Genomic DNA, 13,835 nt, shown 5'->3' on the forward strand with positions numbered 1-13,835 from the left:
GGATACGTTTACGTCCGGTGTATTCCATTGTCATTCTTCATTCCTGGCGTAATCGCTTCGATTCAGATTGCTTCGCAAGGCTCGCAATGACGGTATAGCCAGTTTTAAGGACGTTCTTAAATTGAACTCACGTTTATAAACTTTTTATTCTATAAAGGTTCCTGGTGACCTACATTTCCTTGGGTGATCACAAAATTGAGTAGCTTTCCTTTATACACAGGATGGTGTTCAACCCTCTCTGGGGTTGACAGTAGGATCGATTGGCTCCTAAACCCCGGGTTTTGCCCGGGGTTATTATTGTTGAAGCCCTACAGGCTTCGAAGTCGAATAAGAGCTTGTTTCTTGGGAAGTGATATGGACCTCAGTATAATGTAATTGGACTAAAGGTAAAGAATTTCTATAGACGCCAATTTAGACTGTTGATGATTCTCTCAGTAAAGGCAGGCCTGAAGGGCCTGAACAACAATAACCCTGGGTGCAGCCCACGGAAAGCAAACATAGAAGTACCTCCAACCCCGGATGGGGTTGAACCTTTGCCACAGCGAGTCCATGTTTTACACCCAGCACGAATTCACCGAATCCGTAGTTAAAAATTAACCTCAAAAACCGCCATTTTCCAATCAAATCAATCTCCATATAAGGTTTTGGAAACCGGTTCGTATTTATCCCCCGCATTCCAAAGCGGTTGATTGGGGTCGTTGGCAATGTTTTCCGCTGAAAGAATAAAGGATTTCCAATACTTGAGGGCATAGTCCAGGTCAAAATTATCTACCTGATCGGTCACCTGATGGTAATGGGCCGCCACGTCCTGGTCGAAAGCGGTAAAACCCAAGCTGAAGGTAGGAGAGGGGATCCCTTTTTTTGCAAAATTCACATTGTCGGAGCGATCGTAAAGCCCTTGTTCAGGTGCCGGGTCAGCGATGGCATTCAGTCCGAAGGCTGCTACGGCCGTCTCGATATGGTGGTCGGCCGAGGTTCTTCCCAATCCAATCACGGTTACCAGGCTGGTATCATTGTAGCCTGCATTGTCAATATTGAGGTTAAAGACGATATTTGACAAGTCCAATGGCGGATTATCGGCAAAATACCCCGATCCCAGCAAACCTTTTTCCTCTGCCGTCCAGGCACACAAGAGTACCGACCTTTTAGGTGGATGCTCACCAAAATAATCAGCTGCCTGTATCAAAGCAGCCGTTCCCACTGCATTGTCTCTGGCCCCATTATAAATGGAATCTCCTGCTGCATTGGCTGTTCCTATCCCCAAATGGTCATAGTGGGCAGATAACATGATATACTCCTCCTTTAGTTTTTCATCCGTTCCCGGGATAATGGCCACCACATTTTTACCGGTAATCTTTTTGTTGATTTTTCCGGTGACCTGGATTTTCATGGTATTAGCCCCTGCATTCATGGCATTGATTATTTCGCTGCTCAGGTCCTTCATCCACAAATAGGGAAATGCCTTATCCGCATCCGGGTTGGTATCCAGACCCATCTGAGGTTTATTCAGGTAATTCACCAGAAGACTCCAGGGAGTGGTCGGCACATTGTACATTTCGATCAATCCCAGTGCCCCCTTTTCTTGGGCAAGTGCTGTTTTTTCCCGGCCCGCTGCGAAAAGTTCGGAGGGAGATAATCTGTCTGGAGCACCCACCCGGACTACTACCCATTTTCCGGCCACGTCCTTGTCTTCATAATCCTCTTCCAGCCCATAGCCGGCCACCACCAGTTCAAATTCACCGGTAACATCCTGGCCTCCCAGCACCAAAAGCTCATCACCATGGTGTAAGGTGTCCTGATTCCAATGGATTTCTCCAATATCCGGAGGGCTGGAATACATGAAAGGAACCTGCTGATAATACCCGTTTAATCCTTCCATAGGCCGGGCACCGTATTTTTCAAATTGGTTGGCAATATAAAGGGCTGCAATATCTATTTCAGGCCTGGCGGGATCCCTGCCCATCAGTTCATCGGCTGCCAAAAATTTGAAATGGGAGAGGGCTTCGGCTTCCTGAATGGTCTCTTCAATGGCTTCTTTTTGGGCCAGTAAAGGACCGTTTATGATCCCGAATAATAATAGCAGGCAAATGATTTTATGTTGCTTTTTCATTATTAGTTATTTTAAACGCAAATATATTTAATTTACGCAAAGGGTTTAGTGATCGAAGGATTCTATTGGCCACCCCAAATGCAAGGCGGTCTCTTTAAAATGATCAGGAGGTTTAGCTTTAATGTTTATGGGCACATGGCGGATGGGATGATTGAATTCCATGTTCCAGGCATGTAGCAGCATCAGGTTCATACTGAACTGTCGGTTGAAAAACTTATTTTGCTTGTTATCTCCATGGGTTTTGTCTCCAACAATGTAATGCCTGATGTGGGCAAAATGCCTCCTGATCTGGTGCATCCTTCCCGTATGCGGATATACTTTTACCAATGAGTACCTGCTGGTGGTATACCGGCTCGAAGAAGCATAAGGTATCTCTGACTTTGCCAGTGTCCAGTATTCTGACAAAGCCGGTTGCTTTTCATATACCAGATCCTTGGCCAATGGCTGGTCAATAAAACCATGTTCATCCGGCATGTGTCCACGGACAATACTCAGGTAATATTTCTTAATAGATGTACCTGCAAATTGAGGTTGAAGTAGGGAAGCTGCTTTAGCGTTTTTGGCGAAAAGTAAGATTCCTGAGGTTGGCCGGTCTATCCGGTGCAGGGGAAAAACCTTAATGCCCAATTGTTCAGAAAGGATTTGAACGGCAAATAAAGCCTCCGGATCCCTTTCCAGGGGAGTCTTGTGCACCATGACACCTACCGGTTTATTGATGGCCAGGTAATTTTCATCCTCAAAAAGTACAGGAAGTTGGATCATATCAGGAAATGGTTCCTGATCCGATGGCCTCATTTCCTTCATACCAGGCCACAAATTGCCCTGCTGCGATGCCTCTTTGGGGCTTATCGAAAAGAACATATAGGCCTTCCTCTTTCCTTATCAAAGTGGCCCGTGAGAGTGGTTGCCTGTACCTGATTCTGGCCATATACCGGGCAGTTTCTCCAATTGATAATGCTTTGTCAGGCCTGACCCAGTGGATATCTTCTGATTTTACAAAGAGTCCCAGACGCAATAATCCAGGATGTTCTTCCCCTAATCCGGTATAAATGATGTTCTCCCTGGTGTCCGTAGCAATGACAAATAGGGGTTTTCCGGTTCCACCTACATTCAGGCCTTTTCTTTGGCCAATCGTAAAGTAATGGGCACCATTGTGCGTTCCCACGATTTCACCATCGTTTTCTTTGTAGGTGGCGGGTAGACAGATTTCCCGGAGAACTTCCTGGTCAAAATCTTCCGGGGAAATGCCTGCAGGGATCCCCTTATTGATATAGATGGGAGAGGATGCTGGCACAGCCACTATTTTCCCTTTGATTGGTTGTAATTGTTGTTGTAGAAATTCCGGCAACCTTACCTTCCCGATAAAGCATAGCCCCTGGCTGTCTTTTTTGTCAGCCGTAATGAGATCCAGCCTCCTGGCGATTTCCCTTACTTCTGATTTTTGCAGGTGACCAATAGGGAATAGCGCTTTGGCCAATTGCTCCTGATTCAATTGACATAGAAAGTAGCTCTGGTCTTTATTGGCATCAGCACCAGCCAATAAGCGATAGGTGATTTTTCCATCCGATTCCACCTGGTCTTTTTGGCAATAGTGTCCTGTGGCAACAAAGTCCGCCTTGAGTTTCATGGCTGCCTTTAAAAAAATATCAAATTTTATTTCCCTGTTGCAAAGAATATCCGGATTAGGCGTCCTGCCGGCTTTGTATTCAGAGAACATGTAATCCACAATTCTGATTCTGTACTCCTCGCTCAGGTCAATGGCCTGAAAAGGTATACCCAGGTTTTGTGCCACCAGCATGGCATCTGTGCTATCCTCTACCCAGGGGCATTCATTGGATATGGTTACCGATTCATCGTGCCAGTTTTTCATAAATAGCCCGATCACCTCGTACCCCTTTTCTTTTAGGAGGTAGGCGGCCACGGAACTGTCTACTCCTCCGGAGAGTCCTACCACCACTCTTTTTTTGTCCTGATGCATAGCCAAATTTTCCCTGATCAAAATATTTTTTATAACAGTATATCTGTTATATATGGTTCAGTTTTTCAAAATTAGCATTTATAACCTTTGTTCCGGCTGAATTTTATTAATTTCGTGTATGATTGTGATCGTTTACGGGGTAACAGGCTGTGGGAAAACCACCATCGGCATGGAGCTTGCCAAAATGTTGGAGCTCCCTTTTTATGATGGTGATCAATTCCATCCCCAGTCCAATAAGAAGAAAATGAATGCCGGAATACCCTTAACGGATGAGGACCGAATTCCCTGGCTTGAAATTATTGCAAACCATTTACTCGATTGGAATAAAAAAGGAGGGGCCGTTTTGGCTTGTTCTGCTTTAAACGAAAAGTACAGAAAAATCCTGATGGTGGCCTCCAACATTCAATGGATTTTGTTGGACGGTAGTAAAGACCTGATTCAATCAAGATTGAGGAAAAGGGTCGGGCATTTTATGAACCCGGCCTTACTGGATTCTCAGTTGGCTACTTTGGAAAAGCCCCTTTATGGTTGGAGAATTTCAGTGAATAAAAAGCCTGAGAAAATCGTTGCTGAAATTTTAAACAAAATCAATACCTTGGAAAATCTGTCTGCATTCGGTATTATTGGTATGGGTGTCATGGGAAAAAGCCTGGCCCTTAATCTTGCTGATACCAACACTAAAATTTCCATATTCAACCGACACGTTGAAGGAAAGGAAGAAAAAATAGCCAAAAAGGTACTGGAAGCCAATCCAGGATACAACAATATCAAGGCCTTTGACCAATTGCTACCTTTTGTCGATTCTTTAACCTCTCCCAAAAAAATCATGTTGATGATTCCGGCAGGCCCTGCTGTCGATTTGCAGTTGGAGGAATTAATACCTTATTTGGATGCCGGAGATGTAGTGATAGATGGCGGAAACTCTTTTTACAAAGACACCTCAAGAAGGTATAATGATTTGAAGGAAAAAGGCATATCCTTTGTCGGCGCAGGAGTTTCCGGGGGCGAAGAAGGAGCCAGAAAGGGCCCATCCATCATGCCGGGAGGAAGTAAGGAAGGTTATGGGCTGATAGCTCCCTTTTTGGAAAAAATGGCGGCAAAAGATTACCGGGGGAAACCCTGTCTGACATATGTAGGTCCGGAAGGTGCCGGGCACTTTGTGAAAATGGTACACAACAGTATCGAATATGGAGAAATGCAGGTCATCGCTGAAGTTTATTACCTGATGCGCTATTACCTGGATTTGTCCCCGGCTAAGATAGCGTCGATTTTCGAAACATGGATGGAGGGTGATTTGTCCAATTACCTGTTGGAAATCACGATTGATATTCTGAGAAAAGAAGAAGGGGAAGCCTTGCTGCTGGATAAAATCCTGGATCAGGCTGCGCAAAAAGGAACTGGTGGCTGGTCTGTCAATATAGCCCTGGAATATGGAGTACCCTATAGTGGATTGGCAGAAGCCGTAATGGCCAGAAATATTTCTTCCAAAAAAGCCTTGCGTATGATCGCTTCAGGCCTGTATGGGCCGGTTAATTTGACTGGAATCGAGGAGAAGGAACCCTTTTTGGATAAGCTGCAGACAGCTTACCAGGCGGCCAGAATTATCAACCATGATATGGGTTTCGCACTGATGCTGGAAGTATCAGAAAAAAATAAATGGGACCTGAATTTTTCAGAAATCGCCAGGGTCTGGACCAATGGCTGCATCATCAGGTCGGTTTTGATGGAAGAATTGGTGGATATATTTAAGGAAAGCACCCGGCTGATTTTGCACCATGAAGCAGTCTCGGCTTTGAAAGGATATCAAAACGACCTTTCGTATGTCGTTGGTCAGGCACTCCAACATGGTTTTGCCGTGCCGGTTTTGTCCAGTTCCATCAATTATTTTCTGGGATGTATTACGGGTCACTCAGCGGCTAACCTGATTCAGGCTCAGAGAGATTATTTTGGTGCCCATACCTATCATCGAACGGACAAGGATCCGGGAGAATCGTTCCATACCCAATGGAAGGGCTGATGAATCATTATATTTCAAATTTGTTTTATTTAGGTAATAATCCATATAATGAGATAATAGTGGACCGGGAACTTCTTTTTCTAAAAATCAATTGAACGACAGTTAAAGCAGCGAATCAAACAAGGGAGATGTCCGTTTTGTACAAAATAAAGGAACAGTTTTTAAATCAGGAGTTGTCCTTCCAGGCTGCCCGGAGCAGTGGTCCGGGGGGGCAAAATGTCAACAAGGTGAATTCAAAGGTAATTTTGAAATTCAATGTTCCGGAATCCCAACTTTTAGAAGAAAGTGAAAAGGCCTTATTGATGAAGAAATGGGCCAAAAAACTGGATAATGAAGGTAATTTAACCCTTCAGGCCCAGGAGAAAAGATCCCAGGTTCAGAATAAAGCCATTGCCATCCGTAAATTCTATGAGATGCTTAACGCAGCTTTTCAAAAGAGGAAGGTGCGAAAGGCCACCCGACCCGGAAAAGGAGCCATTGAAAAAAGGCTAAAAGCCAAAAAAATTCAGGGAGAGAAAAAGAAGTACCGGGGAAAGGACTGGTAACTCATTCAAAGAAGCTGAACCTTATTCAAGTTTATTGAACATGGGTTATCCCCAGGTATAATGAATATACAAATCTGAGTTCGATTCTAGATAAACTTGCTTCATTCAGGCATCCAGTAGTTGGTTCCAGCCATAGGTATCCGGGCTGAGTCCTTTTCTTATGGATGACAGTTTATTTTTAAGGCGGTACATACCAGCATCGGGTTCCAGGTAGGTGGAAAAGGCTTTTCCTCTGAAGCTAATGGTTTCGATAGGTGAGATTACAGCGGCTGTTCCAGCGCCAAAAGCTTCCACGCGCTCCCCATTTTCAATCCGCTGGGTGATTTCTTCTATGGCCACTGGCCTTTCTTCCACCATAAAACCTTCCTCTCCGGCCAATTTCAGTAGAGAATCACGGGTAATTCCATCCAGTATACTATCGCTAAGCGATGGGGTAAGCAGGGTTTTACCATTAAGCAGGAATAAAATATTCATGGTCCCGGATTCCTCAATATATTTTTTCTCTTGAGCATCCAGCCAGATTATCTGGTCAAAACCTTCTTTTTTTGCATTGATTTGAGGTAGCAGGGCGGCCCCATAATTACCTCCATTTTTTGCCGCACCAGCTCCGCCTCTGGCAGAGCGTATGTATTCTGTTTCAACTTTTACCTTAAGCGGCTTATTGTAATAGGCCCGCATGGGGGATAACACTACCATGAACAAATATTCCTGTGAAGCATCTACTCCCAATTTATTTTCAGTAGCGATAACAAATGGGCGGATATATAGGGAATAATCCGGATCCTCGATTACCCAATCCGATTCCATTTTTAGCAGTTCCAAAATACCATCCATGAAAAGGCTGCGGGGCAGGGGAGGCATTGCCATTCTTTCAAGGGAACGGTTCATTCTTTTCCAATGGCTTTCCATTCGGAAAATATTTATTTTGCCGTCTGTCATTCGAAAGGCTTTCAGGCCTTCAAAAACTGTCTGTCCATAATGGAAGCACATGGCCAATGGAGATAAGGATACGGATTGTACCGGTGCAATGCGGTAATCCGACCATTCCCCTTGTTTGTAGGCCGCCATAAGCATTCTGTCTGTGGATTGAACCCCAAAAGTGAAGTTTTCAAAATCAAAATCGGGTTTTCGGGTTTCAGTTTGGTTCATGATATGTCTTATCTTAATAATGGTTTAATCTTCTACTTTTTTTGCCTGATTAATGTGGGCCAGATGATGTTTTCCGTGCCACTCATACAGCAAGGAACTGACATTCAAAGGTATGAATTTGCTTTGCTCCGGATGAAAAAAGCTACGTTTCCATTGTTCCTGACACATGTTTTGCATCAGATAAACCCATTTTTCATGAATTCCTGCCAATATTTGAACGGAATTTTCAATTCCAAGTTTACTATCTGCAAGATCTGCCCAAAGGCTTTCTTTGTATGGTTTAATTACAGGATTTTCTTCTGTTAAAGCCAATTTAAAACGAATGAATGCATTCATGTGACTGTCGGCCAGGTGATGCACCAACTGCCGAATGGTCCATCCTGCTGGCCTGTATTTTCTATCAAGCATATTTTCCTGTAAATGGGATGCAGCCAATTGTAATTCCTTCGGAAAATGTTCAATATGCTGAATGGCTTGTTTCACCCTATCAGTCGCTACAGTTTCCGGGACCTGAAATCTTCCTATGGGGTATTTTAAAACTTCCAAATTCATAGACAATGCTTTTGGAGTAAGTGAATTGTGCCTTAATCCGGTAAATCTGATTGAAATGTCAAATTAACGAAGGAATAATGATTGGTTACAGATACAATTTATTTAATTTTGAAGGGTACAGTAAATAGGTAAATAATGACATTGTATCAGGAGTTGGCGATCAATTTTGAGCGGCTGATTCAAAAAGGCAGTTTGAAAGTAGGGGATAAGATGCCTTCCCTCCGTACCGTGAGCAAGGAGTATGGGGTAAGTATAAATACCGTAATTCAGGCCTATTTGGTATTGGAAAGCAGGTCCTGCATCGTATCCAGGCCGCAAGCGGGATTTTTTGTTTGTGAAAAGGCGGATCAGCGCTTACCTGTACCTCAAGCCAGCAATCCCAGCAACAATCCAAAGGAGCAGGCGGACGATGGTTTGATAGGTAAGGTTTTCAGGAATTTTGTCAATAAGGAGATTACCCAATTGTCTTTGAGTGTGCCAGACGAGTCTTTTTTCCCTGTAGGCAGATTGAATAAATGCATACATAAAGCCAGTCAAACGCTGTCTTCGGGGGGTACGGGCTATGATGACATACAGGGTAACCTTCTTTTACGAAAAAATGTGGCCAAATGGACCTTTACCTGGGCAGGCAATTTGGGTGTTGGTGACCTGGTGAGTACTTCGGGTGCCATGCATGCCATTTCTTTGGCATTTATGGCACTGACCAAACCCGGTGACCGGATTGCCGTGGAAAGCCCGGTTTATTTTGGTATCCTTCAGCTGGCTAAAAATATGGGGCTTAAGGTAATCGAGCTCCCCACCCATCCGGTCACCGGCGTCGACCCCGATGATGTAAAAGCCCGTATCGGTGAAATTGATATTTGTCTGTTGGTCAGTAATTTCAACAATCCTTTGGGAAGTTGCATGCCGGAAGAAAATAAAAAAGCCATCGTACAGCTGTTGAGCAGGCATGGGATTCCTTTAATTGAGGATGATTTGTATGGTGATGTTTATTTTGGTCCCAACAGGCCCAGGCCCTGCAAGGCTTTTGACGAGGAGGGGATGGTCTTGTGGTGTGGGTCGGTTTCCAAAACCCTGGCACCTGGTTACCGGGTAGGTTGGATGGCACCGGGCAGGTTCCTTAAGGACATTTTAAAGCTAAAGCTTTTTCATTCCGTTTCAGGAACCGCATTGACCCAGGAAGCCATTGGTCATTTTTTGGAAAGTGGGCGATATGAAAAACATTTGGCACAAATGCGGAAAAAACTCTATGCCAATTCCCTGCAATTTATCCGGGCTGTTGGAGACTATTTCCCTGAAGGAACCAAGGTAAGCAGGCCTCAGGGTGGATTTGTTCTCTGGGTGGAATTGGAAAAAGGAAAAGACACCGGAAAGCTATTTGACAGGCTGCTTTCTCAGGGAATCAGTATTGCTCCGGGAAGGATGTTTACCCTTCAAAACCAATTTTACCATTGCATGCGCTTAAATTATGGCCTTCCCTGGTCAGATAAGCTCGATCAGCAACTGTACCGCCTTGGTCAAATACTGAAGGAATAAATATTACCCAGGTTTGACCTTATTCACCCCACTATTCGGTTTTGTTAAAATTCCTTTTCTCCAAATTCGCTTTCGATAAAGCGGGATTTGTTTCGGTTTGGGTTGATGGTATAGCTCAGGTTGAGCATTACCATATCTACTTCAAGGACGTAATTGGTAGTGGTATAGAAAGCATCTTCCCGCATGGTGGTAATCCTTTGCTCATTGGATTTTAGCAATCCCATATCCATATTCAACCACTGTAGGGAAGCACTTAGCCGATCTCCCAAAAAGGTTTTTCTGACCACCAGGTTGGGAGAAAGGAAGCTTGAATCCTCTCCCTGGGCAGTGATTCTTCTGGATAAATAATTCAGAGACCATTGGAAACCAAAAGTAGGGGTGAAGTCATAACTGGTATTGGCATTGAGTGAGTAAACCCAGGCGGAGGAGTTGATAGGTTGCTCATCAAAACTTCCCTTTATTTGGTACCGGTAAAGGTTTCCACCTGTAAAAATTTTCCATTTGGAGGAGAAGTTTAATTCCAGCCCGGTCTCCATTCCCACAGATCTTCCTGTACCCACATTGGAATAAATCCGGTTTAAAATGGTGTCATTGTATACGGTATTGACCCTGTTGACCAGGTTTTTCACGTGGCGGTAATAAGCAGTAGCATAGAGGCTGTTGTCGCCAAATTCCTTAACCAAACCGGTTTCTATCAGGTCGATGAATTCCGGAAGCAAGGTAGGATCCCCCTGCTCCAGGGTTTCAGAGTGTTCTCTTTCAGGAAAAGGGTTCATTTTAAACGTAGTAGTTCTTTCCACACGCCGGCTATAAGCTGCCTTTAGTCTAAAATCATCGTTAACGGCATATTGCGCACGGGCTGTGGGATAGGGCAGGAAGAAGTCATAATAATAGGTGGTATCCACTGTATTACTCTTGTCCTGAAGCAACAATTCCCGGTCCATGTATTCCATTCTCAGTCCGGCAGCATAATCCCATTTGCCTATATTTCCGGTCAGCTGACCGTAGGCAGAGTGAATCAGCCGGGTCAATTCCACATTGGAAGAAAACTCAGGAATCAGCTCAAAATCACCTGTTTCATTGTTTTTCCTTTCATAAACAAAGTCTCCTTTGTGATCCAGGCTTCGGAATTGATAACCAAACTCAAAGGTACCCCAGTCTTTTGGTTTGGCCTGATAATCCAGCTGCCAGCGCAGTCCTTCCAGGGGGTTGTTATTGGTATTGTACGCGTCCTGATAAACAAAGTCCGTATTGGGAAAACCCAGGTTTCTATTGGTAGTAGGCCCACCCAGCATGGTGTACTCATACAGGAATGAACTGGATAGCCTGGATTGGTTATCGAAAGTATGGCTGTAATCAAAACTCCCCAACAAAAAGTCTCCTCTTCTTATCCTGAGGTTTTCATTGTAATACGTCATGGTATACAGTCTTTCTCCGGCGATTTCAGCATGATTATCATAATAAAGGATATCTGCCGTTCGGTCCTTACTTCTGATTCCTCCGTAAAAACCCAGGCTGAATTCATTGTTGGCATCAGGGGTATAAGCTACTGTAAAGCGACCAGAGTAAGCTTCCTCATCGAAACCCCTTTCACCTTCTGAGGGAAAGCGGGTGGTCGTGTCGCCCCTTTTGGTGTATACATCTCCTATTCTGAGGCCATTCACATCATTCCTCAAATAACTGGCGCCAAAGGACAGGTCCCATTTATCCTGTCGGTGGTTGATGGTAAAATCTGCACCATATCGCTGTGGTTTATTCTTATTGTCATAGTCTTCGATACTGGGCAGGCCTATTTTGGTGTTTACCTGGATATAGGTGCCATCTGTAGCCCCTTTTTCAGTAGTGATGTTAATGATTCCAGCTTTGCCTTCCGGGTCATATTTGGCAGCCGGGGCCGTCACGACTTCTATATTTTTGATGGCATTGGCGGGCAGCTGGCTGAGGATGATGGAAGGGTCTGACTGAATGGGCTTGCCATTGAGCATGACCACAAAGCCTGAGGCTCCCCGCACGGATAATTCTCCATCAGCATTGATATTGACGGGGGGTAGGTTTCGGATGACATCTATGGCCGTACCCCCTTGTCCGGATAAAAAATTAGCCGATTCAAATACTTGCCGGTCTATTTTATGCATGGCAGTGAAACGGCTACCAAATACCTCTACCATTTCCAGCAATTTTTCATTAGGAGAGATTTCCAGCTTACCCAAATCCAATTGCTGACCTCTGGAAAGCTCAATGTCAGAGAGGGTTGTGGGATCATATCCCATAAACTGGACCACCAGGTAATAATTGCCCGGTTTTATATTTTCCAAAGCAAAAGAACCATCTTCCAGGCTCACGGCTCCCGCCACCATACTGGAATCAGCAGGATTATATAAACCGACGCTTCCATATTCTATGGGGGTGTTTTTTCCTGCTTCAAAAATTTTTCCGGCAATCCCGGACTGCGCATAGCCTGTAGCGCTAGTGAGCAAAATAAAAAACATTATTAAAGTAAATCTCATGTTCATTTTCAAATAAACCACAAATAAAGGGTATTGGCTTCGAAATTGAATGGTGATTTTTTTACCATTATGGTAGATTTCTAACCTATAGCTTGCTCCGGTATTCTGAGGGAGTCAGGGTGGTTTGTGATTTAAAAAATTTAATAAAATTTGATGCGTCTGAGAAGTTGAGTTGAAAGGCAACCTCATTGACAGATAGGCTGGTATGGGTGAGCAGGTTTTTGGCCTCGATAAGTATCCTTTCACGTATTACCTCAATGGCCGTACTACCTGCAGCTTCTCTGCTGATCTGGTTCAACTTACGAATGCTGATGTGCATCAGATTTGCATATTCATCTGCATTTTTAATCTGCAGGTAATTTTCATTGATTAATCTTTTGAATAGGGAAAATTCATCCACCACATTGGGATGAATATTTTCTGTATGATGGGGAAGGTGAAGTGTTTTATAAATGATCGCATTCAGGTGGGCACTTAGCAGTTCCATGTGCTCACCGTTTTTGAAATCATTGTAGAATAGATGGAGCATATTCATCAAGGCATCTTCGTTACGGGGAAGCTTGAATTTTTCGTTGATCCTGTAGAGATTTGACAGTGCCCGGGGATAGGCCGTCAGTGCATCCTCTTTAAAAAGGATAACAAATCCCTCAGGTATTTTGGAAAAGTCCCAGCAATGTACCTGACCCAGGTTAAGGTAAAAGCCCATCGGAGGAAACACCTCATGGACCTGATTTCCAACCGTATGCTGACCGGAACCTTTGCTTAAAAAGATCAATTCATGATACCCCTGGTGCCGGTGGGGTTTGGTAGGTTTGATCACCGGTTTCATTTTGGTAATTTTTAGGATCAGGTCCAGCTCAATTTTATTTTTGGTACCAATAAATTTTGTTTCGTTTTGCATTGATTTTACCTTTCTCCGTTTTTATTCCTTAGCAGTTGGTCAGTATGGGAAATAACTCTGAGGCAATTTAATTCAAATTTTTTAAAACCAATTAGGAGCCATTGGTAAGATTTAAGTCCTCAACAGTTTAAACCTCGGCTTAAAGCATCCTTTTTTAGGAGTTGTAGGTATGAATGCTGCCAACATCATTTCTGGTAACATTATTTTTGACATGAAACCAGGAATGCCGAATAGGTCACACTTAGGAATGCACCGATTGTTGTCTGGAAAACCATGCGATATGCTTCCGAATCGAGTTTTGGACAAGCGATCCTGACCATCGGTACGGTAAAGGGTGTGGCCACTAAAGACATCTATTTACTGATGTGATGAATTTGAGCATGCCTACAGGCAGGCATGAGGTACCCGTTAAACACTGAAATGCCCCGATAGCTATCGGGGAAAGCATGCAAAGATTCTCCCGAATCAAGTTCGGGACAGGCTATGTGGCCTTATGAAAAGCAAATTATAGTCAGATAAAAATCCGGTTCAATTGGTCAG

General features: G+C 43.9%; 10 protein-coding genes. 3 read left to right on the forward strand and 7 right to left on the reverse strand.

Annotated elements, in window-relative coordinates; genetic code table 11:
• Positions 1 to 625 precede the first annotated feature (625 nt).
• From GL182_RS09530 to mnmA, 3 genes are read right to left on the reverse strand one after another with little or no spacing between them, the layout of a single operon-like run.
• A complete protein-coding gene (locus tag GL182_RS09530) occupies positions 626 to 2,110 on the reverse strand; it encodes a M28 family peptidase (RefSeq protein WP_163379429.1) in 1,485 nt (494 codons plus the stop codon).
• Between the two features lie 45 nt (positions 2,111 to 2,155).
• Entirely contained in the window at positions 2,156 to 2,914 is a 759-nt protein-coding gene (locus tag GL182_RS09535) for a pseudouridine synthase (protein WP_240469753.1), read from the reverse strand.
• A complete protein-coding gene (gene mnmA / locus GL182_RS09540) occupies positions 2,874 to 4,088 on the reverse strand; it encodes a tRNA 2-thiouridine(34) synthase MnmA (protein ID WP_163379430.1) in 1,215 nt (404 codons plus the stop codon). Before mnmA ends, GL182_RS09535 begins: the two co-directional genes overlap by 41 nt.
• A gap of 118 nt (positions 4,089 to 4,206) precedes the next feature.
• Here mnmA and gndA point away from each other — a divergent pair, with 118 nt between their 5' ends.
• Both gndA and arfB read left to right on the forward strand, forming a co-directional pair.
• Positions 4,207 to 6,105 (forward strand): NADP-dependent phosphogluconate dehydrogenase, encoded by a 1,899-nt coding sequence (gene gndA / locus GL182_RS09545; RefSeq protein WP_163379431.1) that lies wholly within the window; start codon positions 4,207 to 4,209, stop codon positions 6,103 to 6,105.
• A 128-nt stretch (positions 6,106 to 6,233) separates the two neighbouring features.
• Positions 6,234 to 6,650, forward strand: coding sequence for an alternative ribosome rescue aminoacyl-tRNA hydrolase ArfB (gene arfB / locus GL182_RS09550; protein WP_163379432.1), 417 nt, complete (start codon positions 6,234 to 6,236; stop codon positions 6,648 to 6,650).
• A 105-nt stretch (positions 6,651 to 6,755) separates the two neighbouring features.
• Here arfB and GL182_RS09555 read toward each other — a convergent pair whose 3' ends face one another.
• Together GL182_RS09555 and GL182_RS09560 are read right to left on the reverse strand one after the other, a co-directional pair.
• Entirely contained in the window at positions 6,756 to 7,799 is a 1,044-nt protein-coding gene (locus GL182_RS09555; protein ID WP_240469754.1) for a branched-chain amino acid aminotransferase, read from the reverse strand.
• A 24-nt stretch (positions 7,800 to 7,823) separates the two neighbouring features.
• Positions 7,824 to 8,351: a YfiT family bacillithiol transferase gene (locus GL182_RS09560; protein ID WP_163379433.1), complete on the reverse strand. Its 528-nt coding sequence runs from the start codon at positions 8,349 to 8,351 to the stop codon at positions 7,824 to 7,826.
• Between the two features lie 135 nt (positions 8,352 to 8,486).
• Between GL182_RS09560 and GL182_RS09565 the strand changes: the two genes are divergently transcribed.
• A complete protein-coding gene (locus GL182_RS09565) occupies positions 8,487 to 9,887 on the forward strand; it encodes a PLP-dependent aminotransferase family protein (RefSeq protein WP_163379434.1) in 1,401 nt (466 codons plus the stop codon).
• A 44-nt stretch (positions 9,888 to 9,931) separates the two neighbouring features.
• Here GL182_RS09565 and GL182_RS09570 read toward each other — a convergent pair whose 3' ends face one another.
• Both GL182_RS09570 and GL182_RS09575 read right to left on the reverse strand, forming a co-directional pair.
• The gene (locus GL182_RS09570; protein ID WP_240469755.1) at positions 9,932 to 12,394 is read right to left on the reverse strand and encodes a TonB-dependent receptor domain-containing protein; all 2,463 of its coding nucleotides are present in this window, start codon (positions 12,392 to 12,394) and stop codon (positions 9,932 to 9,934) included.
• An 85-nt stretch (positions 12,395 to 12,479) separates the two neighbouring features.
• Complete coding sequence (locus GL182_RS09575; RefSeq protein ID WP_163379436.1) at positions 12,480 to 13,295, reverse strand: AraC family transcriptional regulator; 816 nt, start codon at positions 13,293 to 13,295, stop codon at positions 12,480 to 12,482.
• Positions 13,296 to 13,835 lie beyond the last annotated feature (540 nt).

This window comes from Cyclobacterium sp. SYSU L10401 (genome assembly GCF_010993705.1).
In the GTDB taxonomy this organism is placed as follows: domain Bacteria; phylum Bacteroidota; class Bacteroidia; order Cytophagales; family Cyclobacteriaceae; genus Cyclobacterium.

Excerpts from the sequence above, each read along its gene's own strand:
- GL182_RS09530 (WP_163379429.1), bottom strand. The coding sequence starts at position 2,110 with ATGAAAAAGCAACATAAAATCATTTGCCTGCTATTATTATTCGGGATC.
- GL182_RS09535 (WP_240469753.1), bottom strand. The coding sequence starts at position 2,914 with ATGAAGGAAATGAGGCCATCGGATCAGGAACCATTTCCTGATATGATC.
- mnmA (WP_163379430.1), bottom strand. The coding sequence starts at position 4,088 with ATGCATCAGGACAAAAAAAGAGTGGTGGTAGGACTCTCCGGAGGAGTA.
- gndA (WP_163379431.1), top strand. The coding sequence starts at position 4,207 with ATGATTGTGATCGTTTACGGGGTAACAGGCTGTGGGAAAACCACCATC.
- arfB (WP_163379432.1), top strand. The coding sequence starts at position 6,234 with ATGTCCGTTTTGTACAAAATAAAGGAACAGTTTTTAAATCAGGAGTTG.
- GL182_RS09555 (WP_240469754.1), bottom strand. The coding sequence starts at position 7,799 with ATGAACCAAACTGAAACCCGAAAACCCGATTTTGATTTTGAAAACTTC.
- GL182_RS09560 (WP_163379433.1), bottom strand. The coding sequence starts at position 8,351 with ATGAATTTGGAAGTTTTAAAATACCCCATAGGAAGATTTCAGGTCCCG.
- GL182_RS09565 (WP_163379434.1), top strand. The coding sequence starts at position 8,487 with ATGACATTGTATCAGGAGTTGGCGATCAATTTTGAGCGGCTGATTCAA.
- GL182_RS09570 (WP_240469755.1), bottom strand. The coding sequence starts at position 12,394 with ATGAGATTTACTTTAATAATGTTTTTTATTTTGCTCACTAGCGCTACA.
- GL182_RS09575 (WP_163379436.1), bottom strand. The coding sequence starts at position 13,295 with ATGCAAAACGAAACAAAATTTATTGGTACCAAAAATAAAATTGAGCTG.